The following is a 20,128-nucleotide window of genomic DNA, read 5'->3' on the forward strand; positions in this document are numbered from 1 at the left end:
AACGTGAGCAGTGAAAATGAATTGCCCCGCCCCTAACGCCCTGAGTTTAGAAAAGCAGTTTTCTCTTCGGGATCTTTTTGACCTCTCTGATGCGCTTGTGGTTACTACCGACACAAATTATAGAGTGGTGTACGTCAATCCTGCCTTTTGCGAAATGTCGGGCTATAGCGCATCGGAAGTGATACATAAAACGCCACGATACTGGAGTAGCGAGTACACCTCGCAAGCAACGCGTCAACGCTTGAACGTAGCGTTACAGCAAAATCGCGCATGGGCAGGTATCTTTGTCAATCAAAGTAAGGATGGCACGCTATGGCGGGAGCAGCGCACGGTTCAGCCACTTTTTGATAGAGAGCGTAGGGTAACGGGGTATCTTTCAGTGGGCTTTCCGGTTAATGAGTATGAGCGCCATGTCATGCGTCTCTCGACACTGGAAAGTCAATACACTCTGATCGCGGCGGCTGCGCATGAGCTTAACAACATGCTGGGTGTCGTAACGGGGTTGACCGAAGTCAATCAGCTTTTGTTGGCAGAGAGTACCGAAGATTCAGCACTGGCGACTAACCTACAGGCCGTATTGCGTGCTGGTCAGCAGGCTAAAACCCTAGTCAAGCGTCTGCGTCGGGGAGGCGCAAAAACACAGCCGGTTTACCGAACGCTCGATTTGACGTCACTGTTGAGCGATATGCGCCCGCTTCTCAACAAAACACTCCCGCAACGGGTTGATCTTCAGTTTCAGTTGCCCGGCCAAGCATTAAGCGTCACGTTGGACGAGTCGTATCTACTTCTGGCTCTTACTAACCTTTTAAAAAATGCGGGGGAAGCCACTAGTGAAGTCTCATGGCCGAAAGTGAGGGTGGCCCTTCGGTCAAGCGAGGATGGTAAAGAAGCTGTGTTAAGTGTCCAGGACAATGGCTGTGGGATGAGCGATGAAGCTAAAGAGCACTTTATGGAACCTTTCGTGAGCACCAAAAAAGCCTCGGGTGGTACCGGGCTTGGCATGTTGCAAGTCAAAGAGTTGCTTAGTACGCACGGTGGTGAGTTCGATGTGGAAAGCGCATTGGGAGCAGGCACCACGATCACGCTGAGACTGCCGCTAACGACTGCCATAGTGGGCAAGGACGGGAGCACTGCATGAATCAAGTTGTAGTGCCTACTGATCAGTCAGTGACCGCAGCGCCCTTAGCACCAGATGTCTTATTGGGCTTGGTAGAACAGCTTTTTGGCCACTCTCCATTGCGGGTGATGGTAACCGATGCTGAATTTCATGTTATCTATGCCAATCTCACCAGCTGTGAACACTTCGGTTATTCACAGGAAGAGTTGAAGGCGCTGGCGCCGAATCAGTGGCGAATAGAGCCTAAGCCTTGCCAACTTTTTGCTTCTTTAAAAGGAGCACTATCCAAGGGGCAGTATGCAGTCAAGCGTCTTAATCACTGCCGTCCCGATGGTCGCTTTTGGCAAGAGGAGCGACTGTGGCTCCCGCTTATGGCGGTACCTGATAACAAGAAGCGAGGCCCCAGTTGGGTACTCAGCATTGGCTGGGATATTGATCAGCGTTTGGCTGCCGAAACTCGGGCTATGCGCAGCGAAAGCATGCGTTCCATGCTCCACCTAATGGCGGGCTTGTCGCATGAGTTTAATAACTTGTTGGGCAGTATTAATGGTTTGGCGGAGTTGAATCTAATGCTGCTTAACAAAGAGCACCCGGCGCATACAAACTCACGACAAATGCAACTAGCGGGCGAGCGAGCGGCGGCACTAATCGACGATATGGCCTTATGTGCTGGTAGTGTCACGCTCGATTACCAGCGCTGCGACCCTAAAGCGTTAATGCTGAAAGCGCTGCAGCGTGCTCTTTCCAGTGTCACCATGCATCCTGAAACACGGTTGTCATTTGAAGCGTCACCGAGCTGCGTCACCGTAGATATCGCCTTGGTGAAAAAATCCTTGGTAGAGTTAATCGAAAACGCTTTGCATGCCATGGAGTCAAGCCCCTCGCCGTGCCTCTGGCTGGAAGTGGGGCGCGCTCAACTATCGGAAGGTACAACGGCCTTGAAGCTACGCGTGGGAGATAACGGCGTGGGGATGAACCAGCACACGCAGACGCGCGTATTCGACTCCTTCTTTACCACGAAACCGCCAGGAAAGGGGCGCGGGTTAGGCTTAGTAATGGTGAATGCCTGCGCGGTTCAGCACGGTGGGGAGGTGCGTATGACCAGTGTGCCAGGTGAGGGAACTGAGGTGGCGCTGCTATTGCCCTTAACGCTTACCTCGGGCGATATTGATCAATGAGGACTGAAGCGCCTTTAACCCTGTTAAGTGTCGAAGATGACTCCATACAGCAACAACTGATCTGTCGTATGCTGGAGCGCCAAGGTTATTGTGTTGTCACCGCTGGAAGTGCAGAGCAAGGATTGGAAATGCTGGTGCGACAGCCAGTTGACCTTATCCTCATGGATGTCAATTTGCCGGGAATGGATGGTTACACTGCCACCCAGTGGCTCAGAGCACGCGAAAAGGCACAAGGTAAAGCGCAGTGGCATCCGGTGATTATCATTACCGCCAGCGATACGCCAGATGATTGGCGGCGCGCTAGTGAGTGTGGTGCAGATGACTACTTGACCAAACCACTCAAGCCGCACCAGCTGGCCGCTAAGGTGGCTATTATGATGCGCCTTTACTCTAGCTATCAGGAGCTTAAGCACACACGCAAAATGCGTGCTCTGGGCCAAATGGCAGCAGGAGTCGCGCATGACTTCAATAATATTCTGCAAACGATCGATGGTAATGCCGAGATGTTGGCGGAAGACGCCGCTGGGAATTCCCTGCTACAAGAAAGTATCGAGGAAATTCAGCGAGCTGGGCGCCGAGGAAAGCGTCTTATTGATGAAATGCTACTCTACGTCAGCGAAGCTCCCCCTATTCTGGAGCCACTGGACTTGGCTTCATGGCTAGCGGAATATGCCGACGAACTGCAGCATCAGCTACCATCTGCTGTGTCGCTGCACGTATCGCTGCCTGCCCATCCTTGGGTGCGTGGAAATGCCGGACAGCTTGAGCGAGTGCTCGACAACCTTTGCGGCAATGCGATCAAGGCCATAAAAGCTACCGGTCATTTGACACTTGAGACATGGCAAGGGCGTAAGTACGGCGGTATTTGCGTGACAGACAGCGGTGAGGGTATTGCGCCTGATGACTTGGAGACCATTTTTGATCCCTTTTTTACTACCCGTGATGTGAATGAAGGTACTGGGCTCGGATTGGCCGTGGTTGAGAGTATTATTCAACGCCATGGTGGACGCATAAGCGTTGAGAGCCAACTAGGAGAGGGCACAACATTCACTTTGAGTTTTCCCCTAACCACCTATTGAATAGGGTTGTTTTCTACCCGGACAGCACAAGGTTATGTCTTACTAGAGGAATAAAAGAGCGATGACAACCATTTTGGTCATTGACGATGATAGCTCGGTACGCAGCATGCTTTCACGAATGCTTGAGCGCCAGAATTACCGCGTGCTGACAGCAGAGAGTGTCGATGAGGGGCTGGAAATGCTCCAGCAGTATCGCGATATTGCACTGGTGATTACCGATATTGTGATGCCCGGTCGTACCGGCGTAGAAGGAGTAGTGGCGTTTCACCAACGCTATCCTGACCTTCCCGTATTAGCCATTTCTGGCGGTAGCCGAACCCTTTCAAAAGAGTTTTCGCTAGATTCCGCTAAGCTTGCTGGTGCGAACGCCCTTCTACCAAAACCTTTTACGCAAGAAAATTTGTTGGAGGCTATATCACGGTTAGTTACTGAAAGTTGACGGCTGATGGGGAAGCAAGTCGATCAGCTTATAATCACTGGCCTGTGAAAATAAAAAGTGTTTGTGCCGTCGGTTCGTCGTGCCTTTTTATTTCGGTTGGTAACAGGCACGACAATAAGATAGCACCACCGAAAGGTTATGCTGTTAAGCGCGATGCTTATTTGCGTGTTGGCAATGCTTTAAGTAACTAAAGGTTATAAATAGTGATGTTGCGTCACTCCGGCGATAAAGGTATTTTAGTTCTCTGGTGGCCCGCATTGTCCCAAGCACTTGGTATACAAGCACTTAATATAAGGGAGCTTTATCATGGAAGCAGTGCGATTTGGTAGCGATGACATCGAGAATATGCTGGCCTCGTTGGGTGACGATAGATTAGATGAACTCGCCTTTGGTGCTATTAAGCTCGACAAAAATGGCAAGATTTTGAAGTATAACGCTGTTGAAGGCTGTATTACTGGACGAGATCCTCAAAGCGTAATTGGAAAAAACTTCTTTAAGGAGGTAGCGCCATGCACTCAAGGGGGAATGTTTGAAGGGAGTTTTAAAGAAGGAGTTGAGCGAGGCGATCTCAACACAATACTTGAGTATGTATTTGATTATCAAATGCAACCGACTAAAGTGAAAGTGCATATGAAAAAAGCGATTTCTGGCGAAAGTTATTGGATATTTGTCAAGCGGGTTTGATGAAGCAGTAAAGCTGGCTTTAATGTTAAGAAACGGATTTTTCTTAATATTTTTAAAGGTTAGCGTATTCTTGTGGCTAGCTTGAGAACGGGGCTCACCTGTCAAGAAACGCTTCATCGATACCTCCCACGACCTGTCATGAGTAGAGTATAGCGACAGCTACGTTTTCATACAGCCTCGGCCGTAACGGTAATCTGAAGAATACGGAAATGACATTTGAGAAGACCGAGGCCTCAACTTCTCTCGTACGCTAAAGGCGCGTATTCTTTTTAATTCCAATACCTGAATTCAAGCAATAAGCGCAGCACCTGCGGTATCCAGGGTTACTGAGCACTCCCCTAGGAACACTTGTGCAGTATCCGGTGCCCTAGGGCTTCCGCCGTCGCAATTAGAGCTGATTCAATAATTATTGTTTGAATTCAGGGCACGCAATGGCGCTATGGTCGGAAACAACCTCTTCCAACGCTTGGCAAAATGCTTGAAACGCTTCACTGGAATGCCCGGGGCGTTGGTGAAGCTCTATTTCCACATGGCCTAAATCAGGCAAACCATCAGCTTCTGTCACGATGCGACAGCCTGGCGGTAAACTTCGTGGGGTTTTAACAGTTAGTGCAAGCCCATTTTGTACTGGAATATTAATGCCTGTTGGTGATTGGCTGACGTAACGAAGCTTCCAGCGTTTCTCTTCGCGTCCAAGCGCTGAAAGAGCATGCGCTCTAAAAATGCACCCTTCAGGGTTTAAGGCAAGAGGGAGCGTTGGCCATTGTGCCAGCGACGCGTGTTCTGCGATGACCCAGACCATGGGCTCCCAACCGAGTAACTGCCCTGATTGGGTAGGCTTATGTCTCACTGATAGCACAACATCCAGCAACCCTTCTTGGAAGCGCTTCACTAGCGTATCGCTGATATCGCACTGAACCTCAAGCTGAATATGGGGAAACTGTGCTGAAAAACGTGGCAGTAGATCCGGCAAGTAGGTAGCTGCTTGTTCTTCGGAAGTGCCTAGCCGAATGATTTCGCCATGTGCTTCCCCCTTTAGTAAGCCTTTGGCTTCATCTTCCAACTTGAGCATGTGGCGTGCGTAGGGTAGCAAACGCTCTCCAGCGGCGGTCAGCAACACACTGCGACTGGTGCGCTCAAAGAGGGGCTGTCGCATCTGATCTTCAAGGCGTTTTATTTGTAGGCTCATCGCGGACTGGGTGCGATGCAGCACCTTGCCAGCGGCGCTAAACCCCTGGCATTCCGACACGGTGACAAAGGCGCGAAGTAAATCTGTATCCATAAAGTATGAGCCTTTTAAATGGGTCGTATCTTAACTATTCATTTCTATTATGAAGTGCCTGTCACTACCCTGTCCAAAACGTAATTCAACGTGACCCGGTTCAACACAATATTCGTTAACGCGACAGGAGTACTTTCATGCAAGTGAGCGCGGTTTCTTCATCGGCGAATGCATTAGATGGCCTTATCGATCTCGAAGCGTATCCCCTCAATGCATTGGATAGCGAAACTGGGACGGCGTTAATCGCACAATGCCGCCGTCAGTTAGAGGAAGACGGTTGCGTCGTACTTAAAAACTTTGTGCCCAAGGCAGCGTTAGCACGACTTGAGCGTGAAACAGAGCGGCTGTCGCCCGATGCGCACTACAACCAAACCGAGACGAACCCTTATAACAGCGAAGGAGACCCTTCACTGCCCGCTACGCATCCCAAAAATCGCTTTGATGATCGCACAAATGGTTTTGTTGCCGGGGATCGTATCGGTCGAGACACGATTATCCGCCAGGTATACGAGAACCCCGAATTTCAGCGCTTTATCGGAGCGGTGGTCGGTATGGAGGAAATTCACCAGTACGCTGATCCGCTGGCAGACCTAGTGGTCAACGTGTTGCGCGAAGGTTGTCAGCACCCTTGGCACTACGACACCAACGAGTTCATTGTCACGATGATGACGCGGCAATCGCATGGGGGAGGGCGTTTCGAGTACGCCCCGGGTATTCGTAGCCCCGAAGGTGAAAACTTCGACAATGTTGAAAAAGTGATCGACGGGGATCGCTCTCAGCTTAAAGCTCTAGATCTTCAACCTGGGGATTTGCAGGTATTTTTTGGGCGGTATTCTCTCCACCGCGTCACGCCGGTTGAGGGTGATAAAGAACGCCATACTGTGATCTTTGCCTACGCCAAAGAGCCTGGCTTTGTGGGCCGGCCAGAACGAGCTGAACGTATTTTTGGCCGCATGGCGCCGGTTCATGAACAAATCCTTAAAGACGGTATGCAACGTAGTGACCGACTCGCGGACTAAGCGTCGTTTGAACGTTCTTCGCAATTTAAATCCAACCCTGACGCGAGAGACATCATGAGTATTGTCGAAAGCGAAAACCTGACCGATAACGAACCTGAGCTGATTCCTGTGGTGCCCTCGGCGCCGATGGCGAACGGCGATAGCATTCCCACGGCCTTTGATCCTAAGCAGCTGCGTGCCGGGCGGCTCTCACGCCTGCGTGCCATGATGGCGGAAGAAGGATATGCGGCTCTGGTGCTGTTTGACCCTAATAATCAACGTTACGCGACAGGATCGCGCAATATGTTCGGTTACTTTTTGCGAAATTCCACGCGTTACGTTTATGTGCCGCTGGATGGGCCAATCATTCTGTTCGAATATCCTGGCAGCGCACACGTTTCCACTTGGCTTGAGACTATTGACGAGGCGCGGACCTCAAAGGTTGTTTGGTCGGCGGTGAATCAGCGCGATGGTATGTCGTCTGATCCCTTCGGCATTGAAATTGCCGAATTGGTGAAGGAGCACGGGAAAGGTAATAAGAAAGTCGGTCTAGATCGCTGTGCGCTGAACCTTGCTAGGGCGTTAGAAGCGCAGGGGCTTGATGTCTACGACTGTATGCAGGATACGTTACATTGCCGCCGTATCAAAACCCCTGAAGAAGTGGCCTGCTTGGCCCAATCGATGGCTGCCAGCGAAGCAGCCGTCGCTGAAGTTGAAGCCGCCATCAAGCCCGGCATTACTGAAAACGAGCTGTTTGCGATCATGTATGGTGAGGTGATCAAAGGTGGGGGCGAGTTCATTGAAACCCGTCTTCTCTCTTCCGGGCCGCGTACCAACCCGTGGTTTAACGAGGCCAGCGATCGCAAACTTCGTCCGGGAGAACTGGTGGCGCTGGACACCGATACCATTGGCTGCCACGGCTACTACTCGGATTTCTCGCGCACGTTCCACGTTGGCCCAGGAAAACCCTCGGCCTATCAGCGCGAAATATACCGCATGGCATACGATCAAGTGCACCACAATATGGGGTTGCTGAAACCGGGTATCAGTTACCGCGAGATCGCCGAGCAGGCATGGAAAATCCCAGAGCGCTTTATCGACCGCCGCTATCCGTCAATCATTCATGGTGTGGGTATGCATGGCGAAACACCGTTGGTCGCCCACCACATGGATTTCGATAAATTTTCCAAAGACGGGATCCTAGAGCCGGGCATGGTAGTGTCGGTCGAAAGCTATATAGGTGAAGTCGGCGCGGCAGATGGCGTCAAGCTCGAAGAAGAGGTGTTGATTACTGATACGGGTATCGAAAAACTTTCACGCTACCCCTTCAATGACGCGCTGCTGAATAAGGAAGTGTGATCCCGTGATTGATTCATCGCTGACGACAGTTCCCCATTGGATAGGCGGGGATCCCGTAGAAGCAACACGTTACTTACCCGTAGTAGATCCGGCGTGAGTTAAGCTCGATTCTGGTGTATGGGAGGAAGTAGGAAGGGTGGCGTATCCTGTTGATTGATCACGACCAAGATCTCAACCAACAAAAGTGGATACGCCATGACTGATTCTACCCTCCAAGCCGTGACACAGCCAGACAACGACATCACGGACCCGCTGCATGAGCTGCTACGCCAGGGAGCCCGAGACTTAATCGCCAAGGCCGTGGAGGCGGAGCTAACGACGTTTCTGGAGCAATACGCCGACAAGACGCTGGAGGATGGGCGTCGTGCCGTGGTCCGCAACGGCCACTTGCCCGAGCGCACGATCCAGACAGGCATCGGTGATGTTAGCGTGCAAGTACCCAAGGTACGGGACCGCAGCGGCCATGGCGCTTGCTTTAACAGCAGCCTGCTACCGCCCTATTTGAAGCGAACCCGCAGTATCGAGGAGTTGATCCCCTGGCTCTACCTGAAGGGAATCTCCACCGGCGACTACCAAGAGGCACTGGCCGCGCTGCTGGGTGATCAGGCCAAAGGCCTTTCGGCGAACACCGTGTCCCGGCTTAAGAAGCAGTGGGAGGACGAGCATGCTGACTGGCAGAAACGCGACCTATCAGAGCAGCGCTATGTCTATTGGTGGGTCGACGGTATCTACAGCAAGGTGCGCATGGATGACAGCCTGTGCCTGCTGGTGATCATCGGTGTGACCGAGCATGGCCGTAAAGAGCTGGTTGCCGTCGAAGATGGACGACGGGAGTCGGAAGCCAGCTGGGTAGAGCTGCTCACGGGACTACGGGAACGCGGACTCACCCATGCCCCCAAGCTTGCGATCGGCGACGGTGCCATGGGGTTCTGGGCGGCGTTGAGCAAGCTCTACCCGGAAACGGATCACCAGCGTTGCTGGGTACATAAGACGGCTAACGTACTGAACAAACTGCCGAAATCCGTGCAGCGCAAGGTCAAGGCTGACCTGCACGAGATATGGATGGCCGAGACACGCGACAAAGCACACAAGGCGTTTGATCGCACCGTGAAACGCTTTGACACCAAGTACCCCAACGCCATGGCGTGCTTGGTGAAGGATCGGGAGGCGCTGCTGGCGTTCTACGACTATCCGGCAGAGCACTGGTTGCATATTCGTACAACCAATCCGATCGAATCGACCTTCGCTACGGTTCGCCTGCGGAGCAAACGCAGCCGGAATTGCGGTTCTAGGGCAACGACCTTGGCGATGGTGTTTAAGCTGCTTCAGAGCGCTCAGAAGCGCTGGAAGCGGATAGCCGGGTTCAACAAACTGGAACTCGTCGTGAATAACGTGAAGTTCCAGGATGGTGAGCCTTTAACCGATCAATCAGACAGCAACGCCGCTTGACCGCTGTACACCAGACTTGACCATAACTCATCCGGCGTTTGAAAAAGTGGTTCGCCAAGTGGCAATGGCGGATGCACGTACGGTTAATTCTGCCGTCAACAAAGCATTAACGGCGTACCCCACTTGGCGTGATATGCCACCTAGCAAACGCGTTCAGGTCATGTATCGCTTCAAAATGCTCTTAGAACGTGATGCTGAGGCGCTATGTGAACTGATTAGCGAAGAACAGGGCAAAGTCCTGGAAGATGCCATGGGAGAGCTTAAGCGTGGCATTGAAAATGTCGAATACGCTTGTGGTATACCTGAGCTGTTAAAGGGCGAGTATTCCCACAACGCCGGACCTGGCATTGATACATGGTCAAACCATCAGCCAGTGGGGATTGTTGCTGGCATCACACCGTTCAACTTTCCCACTATGGTGCCGCTATGGATGTTTCCCATGGCGATTGCGTGTGGCAACTGCTTTATTTTGAAACCGTCAGAGCAAGTGCCCTCCGTGGCGATCAAAATGGCGGAACTCCTTGAAGAAGCCGGCCTGCCAGCCGGCGTGTTTAGCGTTGTGCAGGGAGACCGTGAAGCCGCCGATGCGCTCATTGAGCACCCTCAAGTTAAAGCACTTTCATTTGTAGGCTCGACACCGGTAGCCAAGGCGATCTATCAGCGCGGTGGCGCGCTGGGTAAGCGCGTGCAAGCATTGGGAGGGGCGAAAAATCATGCGGTCGTACTGCCTGATGCTGACCTTGAAAATGCGGCCAATACCTTGATTGGCGCTGCTTACGGTAGTGCCGGTGAGCGCTGCATGGCGATTTCAGTAGTTGTGTGTGTGGGGCAACAAACCGCAGATGTGCTGGTAGACAAAATTGCTGAAAAAGCCAAACATCTCAATATTGGACCCGGAACAGAGCCCGGGTTGGATATGGGCGCGTTGGTAAACGAAGCCCATCGCGATCGTGTGGCAGGCTATATCGCCCAAGGAGAAGTGTCCGGCGCGGTATTAAAAGTTGATGGTCGCCAACATCCTCTGGTGGACAACGCCCCAGGATACTTTCTTGGCGCAACGCTGTTTGATCATGTCACTTCAGCGATGTCTATTTACCAAGATGAGATTTTTGGCCCTGTATTATGTGTCGTTCGCGTGGATGACTTTGACCAAGCCGTTGCGCTTATTAATACTCATCAGTATGGCAATGGGACCTGCTTGTTTACCCGAGAGGGGGAGGCTGCACGCCGCTTCGCCGATGAGATTGAAGTCGGCATGGTGGGTATCAACGTTCCACTTCCTGTTCCGGTAGCCTTTCATAGCTTCGGGGGGTGGAAAGAGTCGCTGTTTGGCGACTTGCACGCTTATGGACCAGATGCCGTTCGTTTTTACACTCGGCGAAAGTCAATTTCGCAGCGTTGGCCGAAGGACAGTGTGCAAGAGTCGGCACAGTTTAACTTTCCCTCCCACTGAACATTATCCCTGCCCGCCGGATATTTCTTCCGGCGGGTAAGCAGGTTTTTGCTAGCGATAACCTGCCATAAGTTCTCTGACCAGAGGTGTATCCGCGTCGCGATGCGTGGGTAATTCAAAGCGCGCCTTGGCAATAGCGGTGCGGGAAAGGTCTGCAACAATCAGAGCCTCTTCATCGTCAGCCTGCGCGAGCGTTTCACCTCCTGGCCCAAGAATGCGTGAGCCGCCCCAGAAGTGGCTCTCGCCCTCTGGTCCAAAGCGGTTCGCCATAATGACCGGCGTGCCGTAGGTCATGGCGTAAAACCGCGTATTCAATGCCCAATTTTCTTCGTTGGAAAAGTCGTCGCTGACGATGCCGCTAGCCGAGTTAATCGGAGCGCAAAGCACTGTCGGGCGGGCGAGCAGGGCAGCGTGTACGAGAGCCGGATTCCATAAGTCCGCACAAATCAGTTGGGTGGCTGACCAACCAGGGCGAATATCGGTGTGGGTCAGTTCGCTGCCATGAGTAAACCACTTGCCCTCTTCCAATCCGCCATAGGTGGGAAGGTTAAGCTTACGATGCACGGCCATAAGTTGGCCGTGCTGAAAGATAGCCAGTGCGTTGTAGTACTCACCAGGGCTTGCCTCTTCTACAAAGCCCACTATCACTTGCATAGATCCGCATGCGTCAGACAACATTTTAAGGCGTGGATCTTCCAAAGGCATCGCCACCTGCATCACTCGGCTCCCCAATCGATAGCCTGTCAATGAAAGTTCCGGGAATACCAATAATGCCACTCCGTCTTGCTGCGCTTTGGCAATTAGCGACAAATGGCGATCTAGATTGTGGTTTAACTCACCTAGTGTACTGTTGATCTGCGCGGCACCGACGCGAAGCTTGTCTTGGTAATGCAATGGGCTTCCTCCCAATGAAAAAGCCGCTCCAGTGGAGCGGCTTGTGATATGTGGCAAGGTATTATGCCAATGCTATTCACGAGCGCCTAGCCGTGTTACAGCAGATCATTCTCTTCGAGGAAGCCCCTTGCTACGTCTTCAATTGACTCGCGCTCGACATCCACGCTGGCATTGAGTTCGGCCATGGTTTCATCATCTAGCAGTGCCGAAAGGCGATTCATCTGTTTGGCAAGTTCAGGGTTGGCTTCCAGCGTCTCGGTGCGAACTACCGGGGCGAGGGCGTAAGCAGGGAAAAAGCCTTGGTCGTCTTCGAGCACGTAAAAGTTGAAAGCGGGAATGCGACCATCGGTGGCAAACACAAGGCCGACATCGACTTCTTCATCGCGCAGCGCTTGGTACACCAACCCCGTGTCCATACGGCTTACCGCGCTGCGATTCACGCGGAAATCGTAGGCTTGCATCAGCGGACGCCAGCCATCTTCACGGGCGTAGAATTCGGCATTAAGTGCAAAGGTTAAGTCCTTGCCATCATTGACCGCTTCGGCCAGATCAGAGAGTGTGCTAATGCCGCGTGCTTCGGCATCGTCTTCGCGCATAGCCAGCGCATAGGTGTTGTTGGCATCCGACGGCTCGAGCCAGGTAAGGCCTTTCTCGGCGTCGAGTTCCTTGACCCGCTGGTAGGTTTCTTCGGGGCTTAAGCTTTCACTGATGTCGTTGTAGTTGATAAGGGACGTACCGGTGTACTCCCAATAAAGGTCAATCTGACCGTTTTCCTGCGCTTGGCGCAGAATGGCAGAGCCCATGCCTGAGCGGTTATCGACGTCGTACCCCAAGCCATCCAGGTACTGGGTGGTCATGGTGGAGAGGAGCTGCTGCTCGGTAAAGTTCTTACCGCCAACGCTGATTTCGTTAGCGCTAGCGAAAGAGACACCGCTTGCGAGGGCAATACCGGTCAGTGCTGTGATTAATGTTTTCATCATTGCATCCTTCTTTTGTCAGTGAAGCTTATGTCAGTGAAGCCTAGGGGGTGGCGATACCTAAGCGCGGCTGGGGTTGACCCCACGGGGGACAACGAGAAACGCAATAAGCGCGATCAGTGCATCGACCACGATTGCCAGCATCGCGGTGGGAATGGCGCCTGAAAGCATCATGATCGGGTCGTAAAGGTCGATGCCGGTAAAAATCAGTTCACCGAGGCCGCCAGCGCCGATCAAAAAGGCCAGGGGAACCGTGCCGACATTGATGGTTAGCGCTGTGCGCATGCCGGCAAAAATCACATAGAGGGCATTGGGTAGTTCGACTTTGAAAAGCCGTTGCATGGGCGACATGCCAATGCCAGCGGCGGCCTCCATCAGCGCCGGGTTAACCCCCTTCAATCCCGTATAGGTGTTACGGGTAATGGGCAGCAGGGTGGCCACAAAGAGGCCAAAAACGGCCGGTACCGTACCAATGCCTAAAAAGCTCATCGACAGCGCGAGCACGGCAAGAGTGGGGATGGTGGTGCCGACGTTAAGCACTTGCATGAGTGACTCAGCGACGCCCCCCATCTTGGGGCGCGACAACACGATACCCAGCGGGATGGCGACCAAAATCGCCAAGCTACCTGACATAACCGTGAGCGAAATATGCTGCACCATCAAATACTGAACGTCAGGTAGATACCACACAAACTCATCGATAATGCCGCTGGACTGGCTCCACACACCGGCGAAAAAAATAGCTACCAGCACCAGTGCCTTAAGCGCCCCTTTTATGGATCGAATAGGCATGGTTACTCCTTAATGGCCGCCGATGGCGTACGATCATCCCCCTGGCGAGCGCGGTAACGTGCCCCTAGATGGCTCGTCATGGCACGCTGAGTGATTTGCCCGCACACTATCCCCGCTTCATTCACACAGGGAAGCCAGGTCTGGTCGTGCGCAAACATTAGGGAGGCGGCTTTACGCAGGTCATCGTCAAGACCCACCACGGCAGGCACGGCCTGGAAATGATCGCGGCAGTAACCTTTGGTGGTGCGGGCAACGGAGCGGTTAATAATACCGGCAGGCTGCTTTCGCTCATTCACCATCAAAATGGCGTTTTGATAACCGTAGTCATCGATCTTTGCCAATGCGGTCTCAAGTGTATCGCTTGGCACTACCGTGCCGATTTCGTCAGTGACAATTTCGCGCACTTTCACCAGGTTTAAGCGCTTAAGCGCACGGTCCTCGCCGAGAAAGGACTCCACGAAAGCGTTCTGAGGCGCGGCCAACAAGTCATCAGGCGTTGAGTACTGAACCAGTTTGCCTTCGCGGAAGACGGCGACACGATCGCCCATCTTAATGGCCTCATCAATATCGTGACTTACGAACATGATGGTTTTATTGAGTTCCTGCTGCATTTTGAGGAACTCATCCTGAATGACAGCACGGTTGATCGGGTCGATGGCACCAAAAGGTTCATCCATCAGCATCACGGGAGGGTCGGCGGCGAGCGCGCGGGCGACGCCGATGCGCTGCTGTTGCCCCCCAGAGAGCTCGTTGGGGAAGCGTTTAAGAAATGCATCGGGTTCCAGGGCGATCATTGCCATCATCTCGCGCGCCCGTGCCTTATACTTAGCTTTGTCCCAACCCAAAAGCTGCGGCACGATGGTGATGTTCTCCTCGATCGTCATATTGGGAAATAGGCCGATTTGCTGAATGACATAACCGATATTACGGCGCAATGTTTGGGTATCGAGCCCGGTTGTATCATCCCCATTGATAAAAACTTTACCCGCGGTGGGCTTGATGATGCGGTTGATCATCTTGAGAGTGGTGGTCTTGCCACAGCCTGAAGGACCTAAAAGGATGCAAATTTCCCCTTCCGGCACTTCCATATTGATATGGTCAGCGGCGACCACCGCGCCTTTGGGCGTATCGAACACCTTCGTCAGGTTATCTAGTCGAATCATTGTGGTGTCTCTTACGATTAAGATGTACGTCAGGAAAGAAGCGTCATGGCGTTTTTGCCGCGAGGCTCATGCCTTTTGGTGTTAAACGCTTTTGTAGATATAAAAGTGCGTAATCAACAATGACGGCCAGCAGGCTGACGGCGATCGCCCCGACAATCAGCTGACGCGGATCGGATTGCGAAATGCCACGGCTGATGAAGGTGCCTAGACCCCCTGCTCCGATATAAGCGGCAATGGCCATGACTCCAATATTGAGCACGACCGCCGTGCGAACTCCCGCCATAATGACAGGCACGGCGAGCGGGATTTCGACCAGCCTCAGGCGCTGATTGGGACTCATACCAATGCCTCGCGCCGCCTCGCGTAGCGCTGGACTGACGTTATTAATAGCGGTGTAGGTGTTACGGATGATAGGGAGCTGTGAGTACAGCAACACCGCGATAACCGCGGGTACATACCCTATGCCATGCCCAATGAGCGATAGCACGGGAATCATGATCCCAAACAGTGCTATGGAAGGAATGGTGACGATAATAGACGCTAGGTAAAGGACACCCTGCGCGACACGCTCATTTTTGGTAATAGCGATGCCAATCGGCACACCCGTCAAGGTAGCAATGCCAACAGCAACGCCTACAAGAGCAATATGCTCGATCGTGCGTGACAGCAGTAAGCCTGCATTATCTAAGGCGTAATGAAGTAGCTCCAAACGCTGCCTCCTGACTATAGATAGTTATTTAGGGCCGTTATACAAAAGTGCTCATACACACACGAACGGTGTCATAGCGTACTCCGTCCAAGCACGGCTCCTATGTGTTAGAAGATAAGCAGCTTACCAAAAGGGTAGCGGGATTATCGGGAATTGGGATGACGATGAGTAATAGACACAATCAGAGAGCACAATAGTTAATTTTTATGGCGGTAATGTGGTGAGCTTTTAATCTTGGTTTTTGTACAGAAAAAACGTCAGGTAGTGATTTATTTAGGCGGAATCATGTACAAAGTGAGGCGTCATAAACGAAACCCATTTAGTGTTTAGCCCTGGCGATTAATGTATATGGGAACGTTATGGAAGGCCGCTCTTGGCCGAAATTTGACGCGTAAAAAAGCCGCCAAACGAACTCGCCGGCGGCATTAGGAGGGTTTCATACCTATTACTATTGTGGCTGTAACGTTGGTCCTTCCGGTCGCCAGAAGAGATTTTGACCCAGACGGCTAAAGCCCCAGCCACCGGTGCGGCTAAACGCCCGTTGTTGGTTATCGGCCATCGCACTCTGCCCATCGGCATCACGAACATAGCGGGCTAATGTCATCGCGGCCGGCTGGCCATATCGCGCCCCAGGTGAAGCGCATGTCCATACATGGCGCAGCATGATCGCCAGGTCTGGCGCGTGATGATCCAAATACGCCAGCCCGTAGGCGCAGGCTTCCAAGGTAAACGCATCGTGACTGCAAAGCTTCCAGGCGGCATTCGGCTTCCCTTTCGAGTCGTACGTGTAGGTTTTGCCAATATCGTGCAATAACCCCGCGACGAAGCACGTTTCCTGCATGAGGCGTGAGGTGTCGGGCTCGTTAAGGCGCAGCATCGCCACGGCATTGTTGGCCACCGCCAGCGAATGCTGCAGCAAGCCACCCGGATAGGCGTGGTGATACGACACGCTCGCCGGGGCGTTTAAAAAGGCCTCCATGCGATCTTGGCGTTCCAATACCCGTGTCAAAAACTCACGCAGATGCGCTGAGTGCAATGACTGAGCAGTCGATACGAGCTGGTCAAAGGTCTCCCGCACCGGGCAGTAAACCCGGGGTAACGATTGCAACGTTGCTAGCGCGTCTACTTCATCTTGCGTCGCTGGGCGAAATTCATGGAGCATGAACGGGCCCGATAAGCACTTCACGCCGGTGGCCGTCACCGTGTCCAAGTGACCGATGCGCTCGGGTACCGACGTTTTATCCAAATTCAGCAGCGCCACGTGATCCCCCTCGCAATCACTTAACCGCAGTTTCAAGAAAGGCGTTTTCACATCATCAAAAAACGCCACACGTCCCGTGAGCCGGTAGGTGCCCGTGAAAGAACGGGCAAGATGGGCAGGGCGGTGAGCCTCAAGCGGTTTCATGGGAACCCTCCTTACGAGAAGTGACAGGACTCGTGTTACCGAGTAAACGCTCAAAGGCCGAGCCATCCATGCGCGTGGCATTGGGGACGTAGCGAGAGTAGACCTTGAACAGCATCTCGGTGGAGCTATGGCCCAGTACCCGCGCGACCCATTCCGGGTTTTCCCCCGAGGCCAGGAAGAGCGTCGCGGCGGTATGGCGGGTCTGGTAAGGGCGCCGTTTGTTCAGCCCGAGGGCTTTCAGCAGCGGGTACCACACCCGCTTGGTCACGTTGTTGTGGTCCAGTGGCTGCCCCAGCTGATTACAGAACACGTACTCGCTCTTATGCCCGGTCGCCGCGTACTGCGTTTTGAGGGCGTCATATACCTGACCGAACATGGGAATTTCACGTTGGGAACCGTCCGTTTTGGTGTACTCCGTTTCCCCGTTGATCAGCGTTTCACGCACCAGAATTTCCCGCTTGGCAAAATCGACGTTTTTCCATTTCAGGCCGTCAATCTCGCCGGTACGCATCCCGGTAAAAAAGCGCACGGTGTAATAGTTGCGATAATCCGGCCGGACGTTATCGATGATGCGCTGCACCTCTTGCAGTGAAAACGGCTCGATATGGGTTTTCTGCAGCTTTAACGGCTTGATGTTCTTGTAGGGCGTCTCGAAATCAAAGCGCTCTGCCGCCTCATCCAACACCATCCGCAAAATGGTCATGTGGCTGTTGATCGTCTTGGGCGATACCACACCCGTCGCACTGCGGCCTTTGCGTTTGGCCAGCTTGGCCCGAAACCCCAGGATGTCGGCTTTGGTGATCTCTCCAACCGTCTTTTTGCCAAACGCTGGTATCAGCGAGCTGTCTAGAATCGAGCTGACGTTGCGCACATGCGAGGCACGCCACTGGATCTTGTTTTCTTCAAACCACTGCGCAGCAAAGTCGCTGAACAGGGGAGTGTCGGCAGGTGCTTGATGGCTCCCAGTATGAGGTTCTGGGACGGTGTGACTTTTAGCGGCTCCGTCTAAACCCAGCTTGCGAAGGTTTTTACTACCAGGAAAGAACTCGGCGTAGTCAAAGTCACCCAATAAAATCTTTGCCTCTACGCGGGCAAGTAGCTGTTCCACCTTTTTTCTATTCGCTGGGGTGTCTTTCAGCGCGGTTTGTTCACGAAGGCGCAGCCCTTGGTAGAAAAAATCCAAATAAAGCTTACCCGTCTCTTTGCGCTTGCGAACCTTACCCATGGCTAACACCTCCGTTAGCCATAGGAATGGCGATATTGCTGGCAGCATTTTTTAACATTTCTTTCTCTACGGCTTCCCAGAGAAAGAGGATTTTCCGGCGTCCAAAAGGCTTAATGTAGTGAGTGCCTTCGATCAGGACGCTATCTTTGAGTTGTTGCCGAATAGTGCGGCAGTCGTACTTGATGCGTTTAGCAAGCTCTTCAGTCGTTAGGTAGGTGTATGACGCTTCCATCGAAAACCTCCAAGGGGAGTGGTATTCTGCGTGGCTAAAAGGCATTCAAAACATCAGAATGCCATCCTGAATGTCATTTTAGGCAGCATTAGACCATTTGCAAGGTTTTTTTGCTATCCAAGATGACAAAAATACTTTTGGGGAGGTTTAGATGGTCCGTTGTCACCTTGCTCGCTTGATGGGGGAGCACAAAATGAAAATTGTCGATGTGGCGCGTGAGACGGGACTTAATCGGAACACGGTGACGTTGCTTTATAAGGAAACGGCTCAACGAGTCGAGCTGGATGCACTGGATAAGCTATGCAAATTATTCAAGTGTGAAGTAGGAGACTTGTTGGAATTTCAAGATGAGCGTGGGCAGACACAAAAAGATTAAACGGTTAGCGCTGGTTGCCTGAAGGTCATAAGAAAAAAATTTTGGAGGAGGGCGTAGAGCCAATGTGGCACATATACGTCACATATGTGTCACAAGAAGTTAGTATGCTAAAGACAACAAAAAAGGCAGACCAGTAAGTGACTGATCTGCCTTTAAAAATATTGGTAGCGGGGACCGGATTTGAACCGATGACCTTCGGGTTATGAGCCCGACGAGCTACCAGACTGCTCCACCCCGCATCAACGTGTTGCGTATACTACGCTTTTTTATTGCTACGTCAAGGGGTAATTCCAAACCTTCGCCTGATAGCCGTTGGTGCCATCCTGCTGCAACATTGGTGTATTAAAGCTATGCTGGTATTAACAAATGCAAAGCTATCACGTTAGTTTACAACAACATGGTTTGTTAGCGGCATGTGCGAATAAGTGTAATAAGCATGCCGTTGATTTTCGGCGCAATCGCGCCTGTTCGTAAATGGCTTGCGATACATACAGTCCAAGTCATGCGTCATATCAGGGAGGTAGTCTATGGCCAATCAAGCCCCCGTCGCCTGGGTAACTGGTGGAACTGGTGGTATCGGCACTGCAATTTGCCGCTCGTTGGCGGATGCGGGTTATCAAGTCGTGGCGGGTTACCATAACCCCGACAAAGCCAAAACTTGGTTGGAAACGCAAAAAGCTGACGGCTATGACAATATTGCGCTTTCCGGCGTTAATCTATCCGACTTCAATGCGTGCCTTGACGGTGCGCGCGAAATTGAAAGTCAGCACGGCCCGATCAGCGTGCTGGTGAACTGCGCGGGTATTACGCGAGATGGCACGCTGAAAAAGATGTCGCACGAGCAGTGGAGCGAGGTAATCGATACCAACCTCAACAGCGTCTTCAACACCTGTCGTGGTGTTATCGAGAGCATGTTGGAGCAGGGCTACGGCCGCATTATCAATATCTCTTCCATCAACGGTCGCAAGGGGCAGTTCGGGCAGGTGAACTACGCCGCGGCTAAGGCCGGCATGCACGGTCTTACTATGTCGTTGGCGCAAGAGACGGCGACCAAGGGTATTACCGTTAACACGGTCTCGCCCGGCTATATCGCCACCGATATGATCATGAATATTCCGGAGAAGGTCCGTGAAGCCATTCGCGAAACCATTCCGGTGAAGCGCTACGGCACGCCAGAGGAAATCGGCCGCTTGGTAACATTCTTGGCAGATAAAGAGTCAGGCTTTATTACCGGCGCCAACATCGATATCAACGGTGGCCAATTTATGGGGTAATCCCTCTTAAGTAGCGACTGCTTGATAACGATGATACGCAAAG

General features: G+C 52.5%; 20 protein-coding genes and 1 tRNA gene. 11 read left to right on the forward strand and 10 right to left on the reverse strand.

The genetic code is table 11. From position 1 onward, the window contains the following. Positions 1-16 precede the first annotated feature (16 nt). The 5 genes from BQ9846_RS09945 to pyp all read left to right on the forward strand — a co-directional run bounded on the left by BQ9846_RS09945 (position 17) and on the right by pyp (position 4,497). Entirely contained in the window at positions 17-1,138 is a 1,122-nt protein-coding gene (locus BQ9846_RS09945) for a two-component system sensor histidine kinase NtrB (RefSeq protein ID WP_075880811.1), read from the forward strand. After that, positions 1,135-2,295 carry a two-component system sensor histidine kinase NtrB gene (locus BQ9846_RS09950; protein WP_075880812.1) on the forward strand — a complete coding sequence of 387 codons (1,161 nt, stop codon included), beginning with the start codon at positions 1,135-1,137 and terminating at the stop codon, positions 2,293-2,295. The genes BQ9846_RS09945 and BQ9846_RS09950 overlap by 4 nt, the downstream gene beginning before the upstream one ends. Continuing rightward, positions 2,292-3,374, forward strand: coding sequence for an ATP-binding protein (locus tag BQ9846_RS09955; protein WP_075880813.1), 1,083 nt, complete (start codon positions 2,292-2,294; stop codon positions 3,372-3,374). Before BQ9846_RS09950 ends, BQ9846_RS09955 begins: the two co-directional genes overlap by 4 nt. A 61-nt stretch (positions 3,375-3,435) precedes the next feature. Further along, positions 3,436-3,813 carry a response regulator gene (locus tag BQ9846_RS09960; protein ID WP_075880814.1) on the forward strand — a complete coding sequence of 126 codons (378 nt, stop codon included), beginning with the start codon at positions 3,436-3,438 and terminating at the stop codon, positions 3,811-3,813. Between the two features lie 306 nt (positions 3,814-4,119). Then, on the forward strand, positions 4,120-4,497 hold the full coding sequence (gene pyp / locus BQ9846_RS09965; protein WP_075880815.1) for a photoactive yellow protein: 378 nt from the start codon (positions 4,120-4,122) through the stop codon (positions 4,495-4,497). A gap of 406 nt (positions 4,498-4,903) precedes the next feature. Here pyp and BQ9846_RS09970 read toward each other — a convergent pair whose 3' ends face one another. Next, the gene (locus BQ9846_RS09970) at positions 4,904-5,779 is read right to left on the reverse strand and encodes a LysR family transcriptional regulator (protein WP_075880816.1); all 876 of its coding nucleotides are present in this window, start codon (positions 5,777-5,779) and stop codon (positions 4,904-4,906) included. Positions 5,780-5,916: 137 nt separating this feature from the next. Between BQ9846_RS09970 and BQ9846_RS09975 the strand changes: the two genes are divergently transcribed. From BQ9846_RS09975 to BQ9846_RS09990, 4 genes are all read left to right on the forward strand, one after another. After that, on the forward strand, positions 5,917-6,798 hold the full coding sequence (locus BQ9846_RS09975) for a HalD/BesD family halogenase (RefSeq protein ID WP_075880817.1): 882 nt from the start codon (positions 5,917-5,919) through the stop codon (positions 6,796-6,798). A 54-nt stretch (positions 6,799-6,852) separates the two neighbouring features. Further along, positions 6,853-8,136 carry a M24 family metallopeptidase gene (locus BQ9846_RS09980; protein WP_075880818.1) on the forward strand — a complete coding sequence of 428 codons (1,284 nt, stop codon included), beginning with the start codon at positions 6,853-6,855 and terminating at the stop codon, positions 8,134-8,136. A gap of 195 nt (positions 8,137-8,331) precedes the next feature. Beyond that, positions 8,332-9,585, forward strand: coding sequence for an IS256 family transposase (locus BQ9846_RS09985; protein WP_075878825.1), 1,254 nt, complete (start codon positions 8,332-8,334; stop codon positions 9,583-9,585). Positions 9,586-9,601: 16 nt separating this feature from the next. After that, complete coding sequence (locus tag BQ9846_RS09990; protein ID WP_235818952.1) at positions 9,602-11,038, forward strand: CoA-acylating methylmalonate-semialdehyde dehydrogenase; 1,437 nt, start codon at positions 9,602-9,604, stop codon at positions 11,036-11,038. A gap of 51 nt (positions 11,039-11,089) precedes the next feature. Here BQ9846_RS09990 and BQ9846_RS09995 read toward each other — a convergent pair whose 3' ends face one another. The 8 genes from BQ9846_RS09995 to BQ9846_RS10030 form a co-directional block, all read right to left on the reverse strand. Further along, positions 11,090-11,932, reverse strand: coding sequence for a nitrilase-related carbon-nitrogen hydrolase (locus tag BQ9846_RS09995; protein ID WP_075880820.1), 843 nt, complete (start codon positions 11,930-11,932; stop codon positions 11,090-11,092). Between the two features lie 95 nt (positions 11,933-12,027). Then, a complete protein-coding gene (locus tag BQ9846_RS10000) occupies positions 12,028-12,909 on the reverse strand; it encodes a glycine betaine ABC transporter substrate-binding protein (RefSeq protein ID WP_075880821.1) in 882 nt (293 codons plus the stop codon). Positions 12,910-12,969: 60 nt separating this feature from the next. After that, complete coding sequence (locus tag BQ9846_RS10005) at positions 12,970-13,701, reverse strand: ABC transporter permease (protein ID WP_075880822.1); 732 nt, start codon at positions 13,699-13,701, stop codon at positions 12,970-12,972. A gap of 2 nt (positions 13,702-13,703) precedes the next feature. Continuing rightward, positions 13,704-14,864 (reverse strand): ABC transporter ATP-binding protein, encoded by a 1,161-nt coding sequence (locus BQ9846_RS10010; protein ID WP_075880823.1) that lies wholly within the window; start codon positions 14,862-14,864, stop codon positions 13,704-13,706. Positions 14,865-14,907: 43 nt separating this feature from the next. After that, positions 14,908-15,573 carry an ABC transporter permease gene (locus tag BQ9846_RS10015; protein WP_075880824.1) on the reverse strand — a complete coding sequence of 222 codons (666 nt, stop codon included), beginning with the start codon at positions 15,571-15,573 and terminating at the stop codon, positions 14,908-14,910. Positions 15,574-16,021: 448 nt separating this feature from the next. After that, a complete protein-coding gene (locus tag BQ9846_RS10020) occupies positions 16,022-16,978 on the reverse strand; it encodes a TraI domain-containing protein (RefSeq protein ID WP_075880825.1) in 957 nt (318 codons plus the stop codon). After that, on the reverse strand, positions 16,965-18,203 hold the full coding sequence (locus BQ9846_RS10025) for a site-specific integrase (RefSeq protein ID WP_075880826.1): 1,239 nt from the start codon (positions 18,201-18,203) through the stop codon (positions 16,965-16,967). The genes BQ9846_RS10020 and BQ9846_RS10025 overlap by 14 nt, the downstream gene beginning before the upstream one ends. Further along, positions 18,196-18,435, reverse strand: coding sequence for a hypothetical protein (locus BQ9846_RS10030; protein WP_075880827.1), 240 nt, complete (start codon positions 18,433-18,435; stop codon positions 18,196-18,198). Before BQ9846_RS10030 ends, BQ9846_RS10025 begins: the two co-directional genes overlap by 8 nt. Before the next feature lie 151 nt (positions 18,436-18,586). On the opposite strand from BQ9846_RS10030, the gene BQ9846_RS10035 reads away from it, so the two are divergent. Then, positions 18,587-18,811 carry a helix-turn-helix domain-containing protein gene (locus BQ9846_RS10035; RefSeq protein WP_075880828.1) on the forward strand — a complete coding sequence of 75 codons (225 nt, stop codon included), beginning with the start codon at positions 18,587-18,589 and terminating at the stop codon, positions 18,809-18,811. A 162-nt stretch (positions 18,812-18,973) separates the two neighbouring features. Here BQ9846_RS10035 and BQ9846_RS10040 read toward each other — a convergent pair. Then, positions 18,974-19,050: transfer RNA gene (locus BQ9846_RS10040), tRNA-Met, on the reverse strand. Positions 19,051-19,338: 288 nt separating this feature from the next. Between BQ9846_RS10040 and phbB the strand changes: the two genes are divergently transcribed. Then, positions 19,339-20,085, forward strand: coding sequence for an acetoacetyl-CoA reductase (gene phbB, locus BQ9846_RS10045; protein ID WP_075880829.1), 747 nt, complete (start codon positions 19,339-19,341; stop codon positions 20,083-20,085). Positions 20,086-20,128 lie beyond the last annotated feature (43 nt).

It is taken from the genome of Vreelandella massiliensis (assembly GCF_900155385.1).
Taxonomy (GTDB): Bacteria; Pseudomonadota; Gammaproteobacteria; order Pseudomonadales; family Halomonadaceae; genus Vreelandella; species Vreelandella massiliensis.

Bases quoted from the DNA above. Each gene is read 5' to 3' on its own strand.
- pyp (WP_075880815.1), top strand. From the start codon at position 4,120: ATGGAAGCAGTGCGATTTGGTAGCGATGACATCGAGAATATGCTGGCC.
- BQ9846_RS10000 (WP_075880821.1), bottom strand. From the start codon at position 12,909: ATGAAAACATTAATCACAGCACTGACCGGTATTGCCCTCGCAAGCGGT.
- BQ9846_RS09980 (WP_075880818.1), top strand. From the start codon at position 6,853: ATGAGTATTGTCGAAAGCGAAAACCTGACCGATAACGAACCTGAGCTG.
- BQ9846_RS10005 (WP_075880822.1), bottom strand. From the start codon at position 13,701: ATGCCTATTCGATCCATAAAAGGGGCGCTTAAGGCACTGGTGCTGGTA.
- BQ9846_RS09960 (WP_075880814.1), top strand. From the start codon at position 3,436: ATGACAACCATTTTGGTCATTGACGATGATAGCTCGGTACGCAGCATG.
- BQ9846_RS10010 (WP_075880823.1), bottom strand. From the start codon at position 14,864: ATGATTCGACTAGATAACCTGACGAAGGTGTTCGATACGCCCAAAGGC.
- BQ9846_RS09955 (WP_075880813.1), top strand. From the start codon at position 2,292: ATGAGGACTGAAGCGCCTTTAACCCTGTTAAGTGTCGAAGATGACTCC.
- phbB (WP_075880829.1), top strand. From the start codon at position 19,339: ATGGCCAATCAAGCCCCCGTCGCCTGGGTAACTGGTGGAACTGGTGGT.
- BQ9846_RS09985 (WP_075878825.1), top strand. From the start codon at position 8,332: ATGACTGATTCTACCCTCCAAGCCGTGACACAGCCAGACAACGACATC.
- BQ9846_RS10020 (WP_075880825.1), bottom strand. From the start codon at position 16,978: ATGAAACCGCTTGAGGCTCACCGCCCTGCCCATCTTGCCCGTTCTTTC.
- BQ9846_RS09970 (WP_075880816.1), bottom strand. From the start codon at position 5,779: ATGGATACAGATTTACTTCGCGCCTTTGTCACCGTGTCGGAATGCCAG.
- BQ9846_RS10025 (WP_075880826.1), bottom strand. From the start codon at position 18,203: ATGGGTAAGGTTCGCAAGCGCAAAGAGACGGGTAAGCTTTATTTGGAT.
- BQ9846_RS09945 (WP_075880811.1), top strand. From the start codon at position 17: ATGAATTGCCCCGCCCCTAACGCCCTGAGTTTAGAAAAGCAGTTTTCT.
- BQ9846_RS09950 (WP_075880812.1), top strand. From the start codon at position 1,135: ATGAATCAAGTTGTAGTGCCTACTGATCAGTCAGTGACCGCAGCGCCC.
- BQ9846_RS09975 (WP_075880817.1), top strand. From the start codon at position 5,917: ATGCAAGTGAGCGCGGTTTCTTCATCGGCGAATGCATTAGATGGCCTT.
- BQ9846_RS10035 (WP_075880828.1), top strand. From the start codon at position 18,587: ATGGTCCGTTGTCACCTTGCTCGCTTGATGGGGGAGCACAAAATGAAA.
- BQ9846_RS10030 (WP_075880827.1), bottom strand. From the start codon at position 18,435: ATGGAAGCGTCATACACCTACCTAACGACTGAAGAGCTTGCTAAACGC.